Source organism: Streptomyces diastatochromogenes, from assembly GCF_002242805.1.
GTDB classification, from domain to species: Bacteria; Actinomycetota; Actinomycetes; order Streptomycetales; family Streptomycetaceae; genus Streptomyces; species Streptomyces diastatochromogenes.
The window spans coordinates 112,207-129,838 of record NZ_MCGQ01000017.1 but is presented as its reverse complement, the minus strand read 5'-3'; the positions used below and the strand labels follow the sequence as shown (position 1 = coordinate 129,838).

Annotated in this window: 10 protein-coding genes and 1 tRNA gene; 9 read left to right on the top strand and 2 right to left on the bottom strand. The window is 72.8% G+C overall.

The window, feature by feature from the left end; all coding sequences use genetic code 11:
• The first annotated feature begins 3 nt into the window (after nt 1-3).
• From BEK98_RS22185 to BEK98_RS22145, 9 genes are all read left to right on the top strand, one after another.
• Nucleotides 4-621 (top strand): small secreted protein, encoded by a 618-nt coding sequence (locus BEK98_RS22185; RefSeq protein ID WP_208643190.1) that lies wholly within the window; start codon nt 4-6, stop codon nt 619-621.
• 53 nt (nt 622-674) lie between these two features.
• Nucleotides 675-2,216 (top strand): DUF7059 domain-containing protein, encoded by a 1,542-nt coding sequence (locus BEK98_RS22180; protein ID WP_425276619.1) that lies wholly within the window; start codon nt 675-677, stop codon nt 2,214-2,216.
• A 299-nt stretch (nt 2,217-2,515) separates the two neighbouring features.
• Nucleotides 2,516-2,713, top strand: coding sequence for a hypothetical protein (locus tag BEK98_RS22175; protein WP_094218378.1), 198 nt, complete (start codon nt 2,516-2,518; stop codon nt 2,711-2,713).
• A gap of 257 nt (nt 2,714-2,970) precedes the next feature.
• A complete protein-coding gene (gene topA / locus BEK98_RS22170; protein WP_094218377.1) occupies nt 2,971-5,802 on the top strand; it encodes a type I DNA topoisomerase in 2,832 nt (943 codons plus the stop codon).
• Nucleotides 5,803-5,932: 130 nt separating this feature from the next.
• Entirely contained in the window at nt 5,933-9,304 is a 3,372-nt protein-coding gene (gene tmk, locus BEK98_RS22165; protein ID WP_094218376.1) for a dTMP kinase, read from the top strand.
• Between the two features lie 132 nt (nt 9,305-9,436).
• On the top strand, nt 9,437-10,642 hold the full coding sequence (locus BEK98_RS22160; protein ID WP_094218375.1) for a DNA polymerase III subunit delta': 1,206 nt from the start codon (nt 9,437-9,439) through the stop codon (nt 10,640-10,642).
• Nucleotides 10,643-10,738: 96 nt separating this feature from the next.
• Nucleotides 10,739-12,373, top strand: a complete 1,635-nt coding sequence (locus BEK98_RS22155) for an alpha/beta hydrolase (RefSeq protein WP_094218374.1) — start codon at nt 10,739-10,741, stop codon at nt 12,371-12,373.
• Nucleotides 12,374-12,482: 109 nt separating this feature from the next.
• Nucleotides 12,483-12,556, top strand: a tRNA-Thr gene (locus BEK98_RS22150).
• Between the two features lie 88 nt (nt 12,557-12,644).
• Nucleotides 12,645-15,803 (top strand): ATP-binding protein, encoded by a 3,159-nt coding sequence (locus tag BEK98_RS22145; RefSeq protein ID WP_094218373.1) that lies wholly within the window; start codon nt 12,645-12,647, stop codon nt 15,801-15,803.
• Here the strand turns inward: BEK98_RS22145 and BEK98_RS22140 are convergent.
• Nucleotides 15,781-16,575, bottom strand: a complete 795-nt coding sequence (locus BEK98_RS22140; RefSeq protein WP_094218372.1) for an ABC transporter permease — start codon at nt 16,573-16,575, stop codon at nt 15,781-15,783. The genes BEK98_RS22145 and BEK98_RS22140 overlap by 23 nt on opposite strands.
• Nucleotides 16,572-17,576 (bottom strand): ATP-binding cassette domain-containing protein, encoded by a 1,005-nt coding sequence (locus BEK98_RS22135; RefSeq protein WP_094218371.1) that lies wholly within the window; start codon nt 17,574-17,576, stop codon nt 16,572-16,574. Before BEK98_RS22135 ends, BEK98_RS22140 begins: the two co-directional genes overlap by 4 nt.
• Between the last annotated feature and the right edge of the window lie 56 nt (nt 17,577-17,632).

Sequence of the window (17,632 nt, the reverse complement as noted above, 5' to 3'; positions counted from 1 at the left end):
GCCATGGAAGGGACCAATCCGGTGAACAAGAAGCTCGCGGCCGCACTGTCCGGCGGTGCGGTACTCGTGGTGGCGCTGTCGGGATGCAGCAGCAAAAAGGACAGCGCACCCGATCCCAAGCTGGTGGCCTGGGCCAAGACGGTGTGCGACGCGGTGCCCGCGCAGGACGCCAAGATCAGGTCTGCCAACGCGTCGATCGCCAAGATCGCCACGGACAGCGACCTGCCGCCCAAGACGGCCAAGGCGACGTACTCGCAGGCCTTCCAGGACATGGCCGACGGCTACAAGGCGCTCGCCGCCGCCATCAACGGCGCCGGTGCGCCCCCCGGGGTCGACGACGGCGCCAAGCGGCAGCAGGACGCCGCCAAGAACCTGAGCGGCCTCTCCTCCTCGTACGCCGGCCTGAAGAAGCAGGTCGACGAGCTCGACACCAAGGACCAGGGCAAGTTCGCCCAGGGGCTGCGCGGGGTCGCCGACCAGACGAAGCAGATCGGCGAGCAGAGCAACAGCGGCACGGAGGCGCTGAAGCGGCTGGAGCAGGGCGACGTCAAGGCGGCCATGGCCAAGCAGCCCAGCTGCCAGGTCGCCGCGACGGCGTCGGCCTCGGCCACGACCGGCTGACATCGGTGCACGGCCCGCGCTGAGGCAGCCTCCGGCTGTCCCCGCGGGCCACAATGGGGGGCGTGACAGACTCCGGCCTCGCCCCCCTGCCCGCCACCGACCGGCCCGACGTCGCCGCACGCCTGCGCGACGCCCTGCTCGCCGCCTCCTTCACCGCCGACGGGCTGCTCGATCTGCTCGGCGCCCCCGCCTACGCGGCGCTGGCCCGCAGCGAAACCGTGCCCGCTCTGCGGGCCACCCGCGGCGACACGCCGCTGGAGACGCTCGTACGGCTCTTCCTGCTCCAGCAACCGGCGCCCCGCGCGCGCGTGGCGGCCGTTCTGCCGGTCGAGGAGGCCCTGGAGAGCGGGTGGCTCACGCGCGTGGGCGGCGACGAGGTGGCCGCGACCGTGGACGTACGGCCCTACGGCGGTCCCGGCGGCGAGGACTGGTTCATCGTGTCCGACCTGGGCTGCGCGGTCGGCGGCGCGGGCGGCAGCGGACAGCAGGGCCGCCAGGCAGACACAGCGGTCGTCCTCGGTGTCGGCGGCGCCTCCACGACCCTGGCCGGCATCACCGTCCGTACGCCTGTCGCCGCCGCGCTCGACCTCGGCACCGGCTCCGGCATCCAGGCGCTGCACGCCTCCCAGCACGCCACGCGGGTGACGGCCACCGATCTCAACCCGCGCGCGCTGCACATCACCGCGCTCACGCTCGCGCTCTCCGGCGCGCCGGCCGCCGACCTGCGCGAGGGCTCGCTGTTCGAGCCGGTGCGGGACGACGAGACGTTCGATCTGATCGTGTCCAACCCGCCGTTCGTGATCTCGCCGGGTGCCCGGCTGACGTACCGGGACGGCGGCATGGGCGGGGACGATCTGTGCCGCTCGCTCGTTCAACAGGCGGGGGAACGGCTGAACGAGGGCGGGTTCGCGCAGTTCCTCGCCAACTGGCAGCACGTCGCAGGGGAGGACTGGCAGGACAGACTCAGGTCATGGGTGCCGCGCGGGTGCGATGCCTGGATCGTGCAGCGCGAGGTGCAGGACATCACGCAGTACGCCGAGCTGTGGCTCAGGGACGCCGGCGACCACCGCGGTGACCCCGCGGAGTACCAGGCGCGGTACGACGCCTGGCTCGACGAGTTCGAGGCGCGCAAGGTCAAGGCCGTCGGGTTCGGCTGGATCACCCTGCGCAGGACCGGGGCCGCCGAGCCCTCGGTCACCGTGGAGGAGTGGCCGCACCCGGTCGAACAGCCGCTCGGGGAGGCGATCCGGGCGCACTTCGACCGGCTCGACTTCCTGCGCGAGTACGACGACGCGGCCCTGCTCGAAGGCCACTTCAGGCTGGCCGCCGAGGTGGTCCAGGAGCAGGTCGGGCTGCCCGGCGCCGAGGACCCGGAGCACGTGGTGCTGCGTCAGCACCGCGGGATGCGCCGCGCCACGAAGGTGGACACGGTCGGCGCGGGCTTCGCGGGGGTGTGCGACGGCACGCTGAGCGCCGGCCGCATCCTGGACGCCATCGCCCAGCTCGTCGGCGAGGATCCGGTGCTGCTGCGCGACCGCACGCCGGCGCAGATCCGGCTGCTGGTGGAGCAGGGCTTCCTGGAACCGGTGGTGTGAGGCGGACCGGTGGTGTGCGGCGGGGTACGGCGGCCGGGCCGGGTGCCGTAGCCCGGCTACCCGAGCCGTCGTACCCGCGTCCGGATCGGCGTCGTATGCCGGTGGCACGGGCCGGGACGCGCCGCTGCCGGTAAAACGGCCGGAAAATTACGGGTGCCGGGCCGGGGCGATCTTGTTCGAGTATGTGTTCGAGGTCACGTCGACCTTCCGTTCACCCCGATGTCGCCCACCCGTCTCCCGCGCGTGCCACCCTCCCCGCGCTGGGTAGGGGCGGACGGCACGAAAGGGGCGGGCGGGCCATGGAGAGCGGGCCGGCGATCTTCGCGGGAGTGGTGTTCGCCCTGTTCGGGGGCGCTCTGCTGGTGTGGACGGGCACCCGGATGCGGCGTGGCGAACCAGTCGCGCAGGGTGTGAGTCAGGTCGCATCGGCCACCCTCGCCGGCGCTGCCGGTGTCCTCGCGCTGGGCCTCGGCGCGTACTGCCTCACCCGCCTCTGACGTCGGCGGCCGTACTGCCGTACGAGTAAGGGGAGCGTCACGCTCCGGACAGGGGGCGGGGGTCGCCGGACACTCCGGGCGGCAGGAATGCCGGTAGTCGGGTTACCGTTCGAGTGGCCGTTGTGGGCTTTTCCCGTTTGACACGGGGGCGGGATGTACCGTCACACTCCGCAGCGTCACACGAGCCAGAAGCACGCCGCGAACCCCGGGACACAGGCCTGGGGAGGCCCCAGCGTCGACCGGAGAGAAGAGCGAAGTTGTCCCCGACCAGCGAGACCGCACAGGGCGGCCGCCGACTCGTCATCGTCGAGTCGCCTGCCAAGGCGAAGACGATCAAGGGCTACCTGGGCCCCGGCTACGTAGTCGAAGCGAGCGTCGGGCACATCCGTGACCTTCCCAACGGCGCCGCGGAGGTGCCGGAGAAGTACACCGGCGAGGTCCGCCGCCTCGGTGTGGACGTCGAGCACGACTTCGAGCCGATCTATGTCGTCAACGCCGACAAGAAGGCCCAGGTCAAGAAGCTCAAGGACCTGCTGAAGGACTCCGACGAACTCTTCCTCGCCACCGATGAGGACCGCGAGGGCGAGGCCATCGCGTGGCACCTCCTGGAAGTCCTGAAGCCCAAGGTCCCGGTCAAGCGCATGGTGTTCCACGAGATCACCAAGGACGCGATCCGCGAGGCCGTCGCCAACCCGCGCGACCTCAACCAGCGCATGGTCGACGCCCAGGAGACCCGCCGCATCCTCGACCGCCTCTACGGCTACGAGGTCTCGCCGGTCCTGTGGAAGAAGGTCATGCCCCGCCTGTCGGCGGGCCGGGTCCAGTCCGTCGCCACGCGACTCGTCGTGGAGCGGGAACGCGAGCGCATCGCGTTTCGTTCTGCCGAGTACTGGGACCTGACGGGCACCTTCGCGACCGGCCGTGCGGGGGATTCGTCGGACCCGTCGTCGCTGGTCGCCCGCCTGCAGACCGTCGACGGCCGGCGGGTCGCGCAGGGCCGCGACTTCGACTCCCTGGGACAACTCAAGAGCGAGAACACCCTCCACCTCGACGAGGCGAACGCCCGCGCCCTCGCCGCTGCCCTGGAGAACTCCCGCTTCTCGGTGCGCTCGGTCGAGTCCAAGCCGTACCGCCGCTCGCCGTACGCCCCGTTCCGTACGACGACGCTGCAGCAGGAAGCCAGCCGCAAGCTCGGCTTCGGCGCGAAGGCCACGATGCAGGTCGCGCAGAAGCTGTACGAGAACGGCTACATCACGTACATGCGTACGGACTCCACGACGCTGAGCGACACCGCGATCACGGCCGCTCGCGCCCAGGTCACGCAGCTGTACGGCGCCGACTACCTGCCCCCGCAGCCGCGCACCTACGCCGCCAAGGTCAAGAACGCCCAGGAGGCGCACGAGGCGATCCGCCCCTCGGGTGATCGTTTCCGCACTCCGGCGGAGACCGGCCTGACCGGCGACCAGTTCAAGCTCTACGAGCTGATCTGGAAGCGGACCGTCGCCTCCCAGATGAAGGACGCGACCGGGAACAGCGTGACCGTGAAGATCGCCGGCACCGCCGCCGACGGCCGGGACGTCGAGTTCACCGCCTCCGGCAAGACGATCACCTTCCACGGCTTCCTGAAGGCCTACGTCGAGGGCGCCGACGACCCGAACGCCGAGCTGGACGACCGCGAGCGCCGCCTGCCGCAGGTCGCCGAGGGCGACGGGCTGTCCGCCGAGGAGATCACGGTCGACGGCCACGCCACCAAGGCGCCGGCCAGGTACACCGAGGCCTCCCTGGTCAAGGAGCTGGAAGAGCGCGAGATCGGCCGTCCGTCGACGTACGCGTCGATCATCGGCACGATCCTCGACCGCGGCTATGTGTTCAAGAAGGGCACGGCCCTGGTGCCGTCCTTCCTGTCCTTCGCCGTGGTCAACCTCCTGGAGAAGCACTTCGGGCGGCTCGTCGACTACGACTTCACCGCCAAGATGGAGGACGACCTCGACCGCATCGCCCGCGGCGAGGCCCAGGCCGTGCCGTGGCTGAAGCGCTTCTACTTCGGCGAGGGCACGGTCACGGGTGCGGCCGAGGCCGGCAACGGCGACGGGGACCACCTCGGTGGCCTCAAGGAGCTGGTGACCGACCTGGGCGCGATCGACGCGCGCGAGGTGTCCTCGTTCCCGGTGGGCAACGACATCGTGCTGCGCGTGGGCCGCTACGGCCCGTACATCGAGCGCGGTGAGAAGGACGCCGAGGGCCACCAGCGTGCGGACATCCCCGAGGACCTCGCGCCGGACGAGCTGTCGGTCGAGCTCGCCGAGGAACTGCTCGCCAAGCCGAGCGGCGACTTCGAGCTGGGCACCGACCCGCAGAGCGGCCACCAGATCATCGCCAAGGACGGCCGCTACGGCCCCTACGTCACCGAGGTGCTCCCCGAGGGCACCCCGAAGACCGGCAAGAACGCGGTCAAGCCGCGCACGGCCTCCCTGTTCAAGTCCATGTCGCTGGACACGGTGACCCTCGCGGACGCCCTGCAGCTGATGTCGCTGCCGCGGGTCGTCGGCACCGACGCCGACGGCGTGGAGATCACCGCGCAGAACGGCCGCTACGGCCCGTACCTGAAGAAGGGCACGGACTCGCGCTCGCTGCAGACCGAGGACCAGCTCTTCACGATCACGCTGGAGGAGGCGCAGGCGATCTACGCCCAGCCGAAGCAGCGTGGCCGGGCCGCCGCCAAGCCGCCGCTGAAGGAGCTGGGCGAGGACCCGGTCTCCGCCAAGCCGGTCGTGGTCAAGGACGGCCGCTTCGGTCCGTACGTCACCGACGGCGAGACCAACGCGACCCTGCGCTCCGGCGACAGTGTGGAAACGATCACTCCGGAGCGTGGCTTCGAACTGCTCGCCGAGAAGCGGGCGAAGGCGCCCGCCAAGAAGACGGCGAAGAAGGCCGCGGCCAAGAAGGCTCCGGCGAAGAAGACCGCGGCCACCGCCAAGAAGACGGCGGCGAAGAAGACGACCGCGGCCGCGAAGAAGACCACGGCGAAGAAGACGACCGCCAAGAAGGCGACGGCTTCGAAGGCGACGGCTCCCGGCGCCGAGGACTGACGCTCCTCCGGGTCGCGGGACCGCTCTCAGGCTTCGCGAAACGAACGCCCCGGCATCACTTTGGTGTCGGGGCGCGCGCATGCCCGGGCGGCCTGGGTGTGGTGTCGGTGGCTGCCGATAGGCTGAACGCATGACGCGAGCCGAGCAGCCAACGGCCCCCACCACCGAACCGGACGACGCCCTGGTCGCGGACTCCCGCGAACGCGCCGTCCGCTCCCTGCTGCGCCGGCCGGAGCTGCGGCGCCTGTGGAGCGCGCAGCTCGTGAGCGGTGTCGGCGACACCCTCGCGCTGCTCGTGCTGGTCCTCCTGGTCCTCCAGACAGCCATCGCCGAGGGCTCCTTCGGCGGCGGCTACCGCGGCGTGGCGTTCGCAGTGGCGACCGTCTTCGCCGCGCGCATCCTCGCCGCCCTGCTCTTCGGCGCGGTGCTCCTCGGCCCGCTGACCACGCTCACCTCCCAGGACGGCCCGCTCGACCGCCGCTGGACCATGGTCGGCGCCGACGGCCTGCGGGTCGCGCTGCTGATCGTCGCGCCCCTGTGGATCGACTGGACCCCGGACAACGCGCTCGCGGTTCTGCTGGTCACCGTCTTCGTCACCGGCGTCGCCGAGCGGCTGTGGACGGTGTGCCGGGAGAGCGCGGCCCCCGCCCTGCTGCCCGCCCCGCCCCCGGAGGGGGCGACGGTACGGCCGCTCCCCGACCACCTGGACGCCCTGCGCCGCCTCGCGCTGCGCACCAGCTTCCTGGCGATCCCGCTGGCGGCCGCCGCCCTGGTCGTCGCCGCGCTGCTGAACAACCTGCTCGGGACCGTGGTGGTCTGGTTCGACCAGCACCAGGCGGCTCTCGGTTCGTATGTGGCGGCGGGACTGTTCGCCGCGTCCCTGTCCGTGGTCACCTTCCTGGAGCTGCCCGACACGCGTACCCCGCGCCCGCGCTCCCCGCTGGAGGGCCTGCGCAGGCCGCGCACCGGCACGGGCGTGGACAAGGGCCGTACGGGCGCCATTCCGCTGCTCGTCCCGGCCTGCGCCGCCGTGGCCGGCGCCATCGCCGCCGCGGTCTCGGTGTGCGTGCTGCACGCCAAGGACCTGCGCGGCGGCCCGGTCCTGTACGGCCTGCTCGTGCTGGGCCTGACCGGCGGCGTCGCCGTCGGCATCCGTACGGCGTCCTCGGTGCTGCCCTCGCTCTCGCGCCGTCGGCTCCTGGCCCTCGCGATCGCCTTCACCGGCATCGCCCTGCTGGCCGCCGGACTGGTCCCGGACGTCACCACGGTGCTGCTGATCGTCACGCTGGCCGGTGTGACCGCCGGCGTGGCGGCCAACACCGGGCACGCCCTGCTCGACCAGGAGACCGAGGAGTACCGCAGGGCCCGCACCACCGAGCACCTGCACGCGGTCGTGCGGGTCTTCATAGCGCTCGGCGCCCTGATCGCGCCCGTGGTCGCGGGGCTCATCGGCCGGCACCGGCTGGAGAACGGCAGGTTCGTCTTCGCGCACGGCGGCGCCTCGTTCACGCTGATGCTGGTCGGCGCGCTGCTGCTGCCGGTGGCCGCGCTCGTCCTCGCCAAGGTCGACGACCGCTCCGGCATCCCGCTGCGGCAGGACCTCAAGGATGCGCTGCTCGGCGGCGACGACCCGGTCACGGCACCGGCGACGAACGGCTTCTTCATCGCCCTGGAGGGCGGCGACGGCGCCGGCAAGTCCACCCAGGCCGAGGCGCTCGCGGAGTGGATCCGGGACAAGGGCCATGAGGTCGTCCTCACCCGCGAGCCGGGCGCCACCCCTGTGGGCAAGCGGCTGCGCTCGATCCTGCTGGACGTGTCCTCGGCGGGCCTGTCGCACCGCGCGGAGGCGCTGCTGTACGCCGCCGACCGGGCCGAGCACGTCGACACCGTCGTACGACCCGCTCTGGAGCGCGGCGCGGTCGTCATCTCGGACCGGTACATCGACTCGTCCGTGGCCTACCAGGGTGCGGGCCGCGACCTGTCCCCGACCGAGATCGCCCGCATCAACCGCTGGGCGACCGACGGACTCGTTCCACACCTCACCGTCCTGCTGGACGTCTCGCCGGAGGCCGCCCGCGAGCGGTTCACCGAGGCGCCGGACCGGCTGGAGTCGGAGCCGGCGGAGTTCCACGCGCGCGTGCGGGCCGGTTTCCTCACGCTGGCCGCCTCCGACCCCGGCCGCTACCTGGTCGTGGACGCCGGGCAGGAGCCCGAGGCCGTCACCACCGTGATCCGGCACCGGCTCGACACCGTGCTGCCGCTGTCCGAGGCCGAGGTCAAGGCCCAGGAGGAGGCGCGGAAGCAGGCCGAGGAGGAAGCCCGCCGCAAGGCCGAGGAAGAGACCGCGCGCAAGGCCGAGGAGGAGCGCCTGGAGCGTGAGCGCCAGGAGCAGCTCGCCAAGCTGCGCGCCGAGGAGGAGGAGCGCAAGCGCCGCGAGCTGGAGGAGGCGCAGCGCCGCGAGGCCGAACGGCAGGCGGAGGAGGCCCGGCAGCGGGCCGAGGAAGCCGCGCGCCGGGCGGAGGAGGAGCGGCTGCGGCTGCTCGCCGAGGAGAAGGCCCGCGCCGAGGAGGAGGCCCGCCGCAGGGCCGAGGAGGAGCGGCGGCGCAGGCAGGCCGAGGAAGAGGCCCGGCTGCGCGCCGAGGAAGAGGCCCGGCAGGCCCGGCTGCGTGCCGAGGAGGAAGCGCGCCGCCTGGAGAAGCAGCGCAAGGCCGAGGAGGCCCTGCTGCGCGCGGAGGAGGCCCGCCGCCAGGCGGCCGAGGCCGCGGCTGCGGCCGACGCGGCGGCGCTCAAGCCCAGCACCCCGCAGCCGCCGGTGCGGGGCGTGACCCCGGACGCGGCGACGACCGTGCCGACGCCGGTGGTCTCGCCGGGCGCGGAGGAGACGGTGCCGACGCCGGCCGTGTCTCCCGGCGCGGACGAGACGACGGTGCTGCGGCCGGTGCGCGAGGAGCGGGCCGAAGACACCCGCCAGGCCCAGGCCGGCCCCGACGCCGAGGTGACGGCCGAGCTGCCGCAGCCGCCGGTCGCGTCTCCGGGCGCGGACGAGACGGCTGTGCTGCGGCCGGTGACCCCGGGTGCGGCGGACGAGACGACGGTGCTGCCGCCGGTGACCCCGGGCGCGGCGGACGAGACGGCGGTGCTGCCGCCCGTGTCCGCCGAGGAGACGGCCGTACTGCCGCCGGTGACCCCCGGCGCCGCCGACGAGACCGCCGTACTGCCGCCCGTGCGGGGCGACGCCCCGGCGGACCGGGTGCCGCCCGGCTTCTTCCGGGACGAGCGGCCGGCCGCGGGCCCTGACGGCTCCGAGGGCCGTACGCGCGAGATGCCCCAGGTCGACGCGGACGGCGCACCCCGCCGCCGCCCGCGCTCGGACTGGGCCGAGGAGACCCCGCTGGACGACCTGCCGTCGTTGGCGGACGAGCTGCTCGGGTCGTACGACGAGCAGCAGTACGGGGAGCCCGGCGAGGACCAGGGCCGGCGTGGCCGGGGTCGCCGCGGCTGAGCAGGAACAGCGGATCCCGGGCGGCGCCCGTCGGAGCACTTCGGTGCGCTGACGGGCGCCGCCCTCGTTGTCAGTGCGGACCCGCACAATGGATTCCGGAACGCGGAGTGTGACGGAAGGGCGGCGTGACCCATGACCGTGTGGGACGACCTCGTCGGGCAGGAGAAGGTGAGCGCGGTGCTCGACGCCGCCGCGCGGGACGCCGACGCCCTGGTCACGGCCGCCTCGGCGGCCGAGCCGCTGCCTGAGGCGTCGAAGATGACCCACGCCTGGCTGTTCACCGGCCCGCCCGGAGCGGGCCGGAACCAGGCGGCGCGGGCCTTCGCCGCCGCCCTGCAGTGCGTGAGCCCCGACCGCGCCCTCGGCGGATCCCCCGGCTGCGGCTTCTGCGACGGCTGCCACACCGCGCTGCTCGGCACCCACGCGGACGTCAACACCGTCGCCGCCGTGGGCGCCGAGATCCTGGTGAAGGACATGCGGGACACCGTCCGCAAGTCGTTCACCTCCCCGGCGAACGGCCGCTGGCAGATCATCCTGGTCGAGGACGCCGAGCGGCTGAACGAGAAGTCGGCCAACGCCGTCCTCAAGGCCGTCGAGGAACCCGCCCCGCGGACGGTCTGGCTGCTGTGCGCCCCCTCGGTCGAGGACGTCCTGCCCACGATCCGCTCCCGCTGCCGCCACCTGACCCTGCGGACGCCCTCGGTCGACGCGGTCGCCGACATGCTCGTACGCCGAGACGGCATCGAACCCGAGGTCGCCGCGGCCGCCGCCCGCGCCACCCAGGGCCATGTCGACCGGGCCCGCCGGCTGGCCACCGACCCGGCGGCCCGCGAGCGGCGCGCCGCCGTGCTCAGGCTCCCGCTGCGCCTGGACGAGGTGGGCGCCTGCCTCAGGGCGGCCCAGGAGCTGGTCGACGCGGCCGCCGAGGACGCCAAGCAACTCGCCGAGGAGATGGACGGCAAGGAGACCGAGGAGCTGAAGGCGGCGCTCGGCGCGGTCCAGGGCGGCCGGCTGCCGCGCGGTACGGCGGGCGTGATGAAGGACCTCGAGGACATGCAGAAGCGCCGCAGAACCCGCACCCAGCGCGACAGCCTGGACGTGGCCCTCGGCGACCTCACCGGCTTCTACCGCGACGTCCTCGCCCTCCAGCTCGGCTCACGGGTCGCCATCGCCAACGGCGACACCGAGGACGCCCTGGAGCGGCTGGCCCGCGGCAGCTCCAGGGAGGCCACGCTGCGCCGCATCGAGGCGATCGCCGCCTGCCGCGAGGCCCTGGACCGCAACGTGGCTCCGCTGCTGGCGGTGGAGGCGATGACGATGGCACTGCGGGCGGGGTGAGCCGGGCGTACGGTGGTTGACGGACCGCGTCCCTCGTACGAGGCGACAGTCCGAACGCGCCGCACCCATCCCGTCGCTCAGCGTTACGCTCGTCCGATGCACACCTGGCCTTCCCCCCGCCGGAACCGCAGCACCCGGACCCGGATCGGAACTGGGACCCGAAACCGGACCCGGGCGACCGCGCGCGTCTCGGGCAGCCTGCTCGCGGCCGCCGCGCTGCTCGTGTCCGCCTGTTCCTCCGGTAGCTCGACCACGTCGTCCGGCACCGCGGCTCAGGCTGCGCTGGCCGCGCTGCCGCGGTCCACACCGCCGGCGCTGTCGTCGTACTACACCCAGCACCTGCACTGGCGCAGCTGCGGAGCCCCCGGCTTCCAGTGCGCCACGATGAAGGCGCCACTGGACTACGCCAAGCCCGGCGCGGGTGACATCCGGCTCGCCGTCGCCCGCAAGAAGGCCACCGGCAAGGAGAAGCCGCTCGGCTCGCTGCTGGTCAACCCCGGCGGCCCGGGCGGCTCCGCGATCGACTACCTCCAGCAGTACGCGGGCATCGGCTATCCCGCCGAGATCCGCGCCCGCTACGACATGGTCGCGATGGACCCACGGGGCGTCGCCCGCAGCGAGCCCGTCGAATGCCTCGACGGACCCCGGATGGACACCTTCACGCAGACGGACAACACGCCCGACGACCAGCGGGAGACGAATGCGCTGGTCGGCGAGTACAAGACGTTCGCCGACAGCTGCGGGGCGCACTCGGCGAAGCTGCTGCGGCACGTGTCCACCGTCGAGGCGGCGCGGGACATGGACATCCTGCGGGCGGTGCTCGGCGACCCCCGGCTGAACTACGTGGGGGCGTCGTACGGCACCTTCCTCGGGGCGACGTACGCCGGGCTGTTCCCGGGGCGGGTGGGCCGCCTCGTGCTGGACGGGGCGATGGACCCCTCCCTGGACGCCAGAAAGCTCAACCTGGGCCAGACGGCGGGCTTCGAGACGGCGTTCCAGGCGTTCGCGAAGGACTGTGTACGCCAGCCCGACTGCCCGCTCGGCGGCAGGGGCACGACACCCGCCCAGGTCGGCGACCACCTCGAGGCCTTCTTCCGCAGGCTGGACGCCCACCCCATCCCCGGGGGCGAGGCGGACCACCGCATGCTCGGCGAGGCGCTGGCCACCACCGGAGTGATCGCGGCCATGTACGACCAGGGGACCTGGGAGCAGCTGCGCGAGGCGCTGACCTCGGCGATGGAGAAGAACGACGGCGCGGGCCTGCTCGCCCTCTCCGACAGCTACTACGAACGCGACGCACACGGCCGCTACAGCAACCTGATGATGGCCAACTCCGCCGTGAACTGCCTCGACCTCCCGCCCGCCTTCACCAGCCCCGAGCAGGTGGAGAAGGCCCTCCCGCAGTTCGAGAAGGCGTCCCCGGTCTTCGGCAGGAGCCTGGCCTGGGCCTCGCTGAACTGCGCGTACTGGCCGGTCAACGCCACGGGCGGGCCGCACCGCATCGAGGCGAAGGGCGCGGCCCCCATCCTCGTGGTCGGCACCACCCGCGACCCGGCGACCCCCTACCCCTGGGCCCAGTCCCTCGCCCGCCAGCTCTCCTCGGGCCACCTGCTGACCTATGTCGGCGACGGCCACACCGCCTACGGCCGCGGCAGCGCCTGCATCGACTCGGCGATCGACACCTACCTCCTCCACGGCACCCCGCCGCCGACCGGAAAGCGCTGCTCATAGCCCCTCCAGCCCGCCCCGGACCCCCGCGCTCCGGGGCGTGTACGAAGCACCTCCGGAAACTGTGTAGACTTACCGACGTTGCTGATCGCACCATAAGTGCGGACGGCGCGCCGCTTTAGCTCAGATGGCCAGAGCAACGCACTCGTAATGCGTAGGTCTCGGGTTCGAATCCCGAAAGCGGCTCTTCTGGACCCCAGGTCGGACACTGTCTGACCTGGGGTTTTCTCGTTCATTGCAGTGTGTTCGGTGCTCTGCTGGCTAATCTTCAGGCGTGACCACCGAGTTGACGTTGTTGCCCCGAGTTGCCTGTCGTGGACAGGAGATAACGGCGCCTCGGCTGCGGGGACTGCTGGCGCTGCTCGCTGCGGATCTGCGGGCCGGGTGCAGTACGGGGCGGCTGGTGGAGGGGCTGTGGCCGGACGAGTTGCCGGAGCGGCCGGGCAAGGCCGTGCAGGTGCTGGTGTCGCGGCTCAGGGCACTGGTGGGTGCCGGGCTGATCGTGAGTACGCCGACGGGGTACCGGCTCGCGCTGGACGAGGCGCAGGTCGACAGCTCGGCGCTGCTGTCGTACGAGGCCGCGAGCGCCGAGCGCGGGCGGGCGGGGGACCACGCGGGCGCCCTGGCGCGGGCCGAGGCGGGGCTGACGCTGTGGGACGGCAGCCTGGGGGCCGGGGAGGGTGAGGAGCTGCGCGATCCGGTCACCGCGCTGCGTGCCGACCGGGTCCCGGTGTTCCGTTCGCTGGTCCGGTCGCGGGCGCTCGCGCTGGCCCGGCTGGGGCGGACGGAGGAGGCGGCGGCGCCGCTGGCCGAGCTGGTCCGCGAACTGCCGCGTGACGAGGAGGTGCTGGCGGAGCTGCTGCGCTGCGAGGCGGCCACGGTGGGTCGGGCCGCCGCGCTGACCCGGTACGACGGCTATCGGCGCGGGCTGCGCGATGAGCTGGGCATGGATCCGGGGCCCCGGCTCAGGGCCCTGTACCAGGAGTTGCTGCGCGCGGACACACCGCCCGTCCGGCACGGCGTGCCGCATGAGCCGAACCCCCTGCTGGGGCGGGACGCCGACGTCGCCGCCGTCGCCGGGCTGCTGCGCGAGGCGCGGGTGGTCACGGTCGTAGGCCCTGGTGGGCTGGGCAAGACGCGGCTCTCCCACGCGGTGAGCCGGGCGGCCGAGCAGCCCTTGGTGCACTTCGTCACCCTGGTGGGTGTCACCGCCGACGAGGACGTGGTGGGTGAGGTGGCCTCGGTGGTCGGTGCCGGGGAAGGCCGGCAGTTCGCCGGTGGCGGGGACGAGGTGAGCGGCGTCGTCGCCGCGCTGGGGCCCGGCCCCGCCCTGCTGGTGCTGGACAACTGCGAGCACGTACTCGCCGGTGCGGCCGCTCTCGTGCAGGCGCTGGTGTCGCGGTCGAAGGAGCTGCGGGTGCTGGCGACCAGCCGGGCGCCCCTGGGGCTGACCTCGGAGTCCGTGTACGCGCTGCCGGAACTGTCCCTGGCCACGTCCTTCGAACTCTTCGAACAGCGGGCGCGGGCGGCCCGGCCCGGCGTGGAGCTGCCCGCCGACCGCGTGGCCGAGATCTGCCGTCACCTGGACGGGCTGCCGCTGGCCGTGGAACTCGCCGCGGCCCGGGTGCGGGTGCTCTCCGTGGCCGACATCTCGCGCCGGCTGCGGGACCGTTTCGCGCTGCTGCGCGGCGGCGCCCGGGACGCACCCGAGCGGCATCGCACGCTGCGGGCCGTGGTCGAGTGGAGCTGGAACCTGCTGGAGGCCGACGGCCGGGCCGCGCTGCGTGCGTTGTCGGTGTTTCCCGGGGGCTTCACCGAGGACGCGGCGGAGTACGTGCTCGGTGAGACCGGGGGCGCGCTGGATCTGCTGGAGCAGCTGGCCGGTCAGTCCCTGATCAAGGTGAGCGAGGGCCCTTCCGGGAGTCCTTCCGGGAGCCCTTCCGGGGTGCGCTTCCACATGCTGGAGACGCTGCGGGAGTTCAGCGCCGCCCGGCGCGTGGAGGCGGGCGAGGGGGAGGCGGTGACCGGCCGGTTCCTCTCCTGGGCCCGGGACTTCGGCCGGGCGCACCACGACGTGCTGTTCAGCGGCGATTCGTCGGCCTCGTTCCACCGCGTCCGTGCCGAGCAGGACAACCTCGTCCTGGCGCTGCGGCACGCCCTGGCCCGCGCCGACGGGTCGGCGATCGCCGCCCTCACCGCCGCACTGGCCTCCCTGTGGTCCGTCGGCACCAGCTATACCCGGCTCGCCACCCTCGCCGCCGAGACCGGTGGGCCGCTGTCCCATTTCCGCCCGGGGCCGGAGGACGTCGAGGCGGCCCGGAGCGCGGCGGTGGTGTGCACGGCCGCTCTGTTCATGGGCCACGGCCCGCACGCCGTGCGCCAGCTCGCCACCCTGCGCCGACTGCCGCCCGCCCCGCCGGACACCGTGCCGCGAGCACTGGCCGTCGTGCTGTGTGCCGTCCCGGACATACGCGCGCCGCAGTACACGCGGCTTCAGGAACTCTGCGACGCCGACGAGCCCATCCTGGCGGGCATCGCCGCGGGCGTCGCCAGCTACGTGTGGGAGTCCGAGCACGAGACGGAGCGCGCGCTCGCGTGCGCCCGCCGGATGCTCGCCGCGCTGGGGCCGCTCGGCAATCCGTCCATGGCACTGCTCAGCCATGGGCGGATCAGCGAGTTGTGCCTCCAGTCCGGGCACGGCGCCGAGGCGTACGAGCATCTGCGGGCCGCGGACGCGCTCGGTGAGGTCGGCGGCTGGTCGGACTCGATGGGCGTCCGCTGGGGGCTGGTGCTCGCCTGTCTGCAGCGCGGGGAGGTCGACGAGGCGGAGTACTGGCTGGGCCTCGCCGCCCTGGAGCAGCAGCCGGAGTCCGCCCGGATCTACTCTCCCGATCTGTCGGCCCGCGCGGAGATCGCGCTGGCCCGGGGGCTGACCGAGGTCGGGCTCGGGCTGTGGCGGCAGGCGGTCGAGCGGATCCGGGAGGACAGCGTGCCGTATGCCGGTGATCCGTTCGTGGATCCGTGGTGGCTGCGGATTCAGTCGACCGCGCTGGCGGCGCACGCGCAGCACGGCCGGCTGGAGCCGGTGGCCGGGCTGGCCGAACAGCTGCGGGAACGGCTGCTCGCGATGTTCTCCGGCTCCTCGGCCGACGGATCTCCGGTGGAACTGCCGGTGTACGGCACGGTGTTGCTGGCGCTCGGATTCGCCCGGCTGGCCGGGGGCGACACGGCGGCCGTACGGCTGCTGGCGCTGGCGGAGCGGATGCCGGTGACGCGGGATTTCCCCACCCTGTCCGCGGCGCGGGCCCGGCAGGCGGCCGAGAACGCCGACAGGGCGGCGTACGCCGATGCGAGATCGGGGTACGCCACCCTGGGGCAGGAGGAGTTGCGGGCCGCGGCGCTGCGCGAACTCACCGGCGGGGCTCACGGTTGAACTTCGCCTTGGACCACAGGTAGCCCACCACGGTCAGACCCAGGCACCAGGCGACGGCGAGCACCGCGTTCTTGGTGCCGATCTCGCTGCCCAGCAGCAGCCCGCGCAGGGTCTCGATGGTGGGTGAGAACGGCTGGTACTCGGCGAACCAGCGGAACCAGCCCGGCATGAGGTGCACCGGAACGAACGCGCTGGACAGGAACGGCAGCATCGTCAGCGGCGTCCCGAGGTTGCTGGCCCCCTCGGCGTTGGGGCTCACCAGGCCGATGCCGACCGCGATCCAGGTCAGCGCGAGGCTGGCCAGAGCCAGCAGCCCGGCCGCCGCGATCCACTCCACCGGCGTCGCGTCGGGCCGGAAGCCGATGGCCAGTCCGATGCCCAGGACCAGCACCAGAGCCATCAGCGTCTGGATCACGCTGCCGATGACGTGGCCGATCAGCACGGAGGCGCGGGAGATCGCCATGGTGCGGAACCGGGCCATGATGCCCTCGGTCATGTCGGTGGCCACGGACACCGCGGTGCCGAGCGAGGTCATGCTCATGGTCAGGAACAGGATGCCGGGGACGAGGTAGGCGACGTACTCGGCGCGGTCCGCGTGGCCGCCGTTGATGCCGGCGCTCATCACGTTGCCGAAGACGTAGACGAACAGCAGCAGCAGGATGACCGGGGTGAGCAGGAGTTGGAGGGTGAGGGAGGGGTAGCGGCGGGCGTGCAGGAGGTTGCGCCGCAGCATGGTGAGGTTGTCGCGGAAGGCGTGGGTGGCGGTACTCATCGGACGGTCTCCTTGTCGGCGGAGTCGGCGGAGTCGGCGGAGTCGCTGGAACCGGTGGACTGGGCGGGTACCGGGCTTCCGGTCAGCGCGAAGAACACGTCGTCCAGGTCCGGGGTGTGCACGGACAGCTCGTCGGCCTCGATGCCGGCGGAGTCGAGCCAGTCGAGGATGGCGCGCAGCTCGCGCTGGGTTCCGTCGCTGGGGATCTGCAGGGCGAGCGCCGCGTCGTCCCGGGTGGTCTCGCGCAGTGCGGTGGCCGCCTGTTCGTAGGCGACCGGGTCGGAGAAGCGCAGCCGTACATGGCCGCCGGGGACGAGCCGCTTGAGTTCCTCGGCGCTGCCCTCGGCGACGAGCCTGCCGCCGTTGAGCACCGCGATGCGGTCGGCGAGCTGGTCGGCCTCCTCCAGGTACTGCGTGGTGAGGAAGACGGTGGTGCCGCCGGAGACCAGCTCGCGGATGATCTGCCACATGGTGTGGCGGGAGCGCGGGTCGAGGCCGGTGGTCGGCTCGTCGAGGAAGATGATCCGCGGGCTGCCGACCAGGGTCATGGCGATGTCGAGGCGGCGCTTCATGCCGCCGGAGTAGGTGGAGGCGGGCTTCTTCGCGGCCTCGACCAGGTCGAAGCGCTCCAGCAGCTCGGCGGTGACCTGTCGTCCCTCGTGCTTGGAGAGGTGGTGCAGGTCGGCCATCAGGAGCATGTTCTCCTCGCCGGTGATCAGGCCGTCCACGGCGGAGAACTGGCCGGTGACCCCGATGGCGGCCCGTACCGCCTGGGCCTCGGCGGTGAGGTCGTGCCCGGCGATCCGCGCCTGTCCGCCGTCGGCGGAGATCAGCGTGGACAGGATGTTGACCGCCGTGGTCTTGCCCGCGCCGTTCGGCCCGAGGAGGGAGAAGATCGTGCCGGCGGGCACCTGGATGTCGATGCCGTCGAGGACGGTCTTGTCCCCGTAGGACTTGCGCAGCCCGGTGGCCGCGATCGCGAGTTCGTGGTCCGTCTTCATGCCGCAGAGCGTGCGGCCGAGGCGGTTCAGTGCGGTTTCAGCGTGGTTTCAGCCCC

What these genes read in the sequence shown, in the direction of transcription:
- BEK98_RS22155 (WP_094218374.1), top strand. Translation starts at nt 10,739, where the DNA reads ATGCACACCTGGCCTTCCCCCCGCCGGAACCGCAGCACCCGGACCCGG.
- BEK98_RS22185 (WP_208643190.1), top strand. Translation starts at nt 4, where the DNA reads ATGGAAGGGACCAATCCGGTGAACAAGAAGCTCGCGGCCGCACTGTCC.
- BEK98_RS22140 (WP_094218372.1), bottom strand. Translation starts at nt 16,575, where the DNA reads ATGAGTACCGCCACCCACGCCTTCCGCGACAACCTCACCATGCTGCGG.
- BEK98_RS22175 (WP_094218378.1), top strand. Translation starts at nt 2,516, where the DNA reads ATGGAGAGCGGGCCGGCGATCTTCGCGGGAGTGGTGTTCGCCCTGTTC.
- tmk (WP_094218376.1), top strand. Translation starts at nt 5,933, where the DNA reads ATGACGCGAGCCGAGCAGCCAACGGCCCCCACCACCGAACCGGACGAC.
- BEK98_RS22160 (WP_094218375.1), top strand. Translation starts at nt 9,437, where the DNA reads ATGACCGTGTGGGACGACCTCGTCGGGCAGGAGAAGGTGAGCGCGGTG.
- BEK98_RS22180 (WP_425276619.1), top strand. Translation starts at nt 675, where the DNA reads ATGGGGGGCGTGACAGACTCCGGCCTCGCCCCCCTGCCCGCCACCGAC.
- BEK98_RS22135 (WP_094218371.1), bottom strand. Translation starts at nt 17,576, where the DNA reads ATGAAGACGGACCACGAACTCGCGATCGCGGCCACCGGGCTGCGCAAG.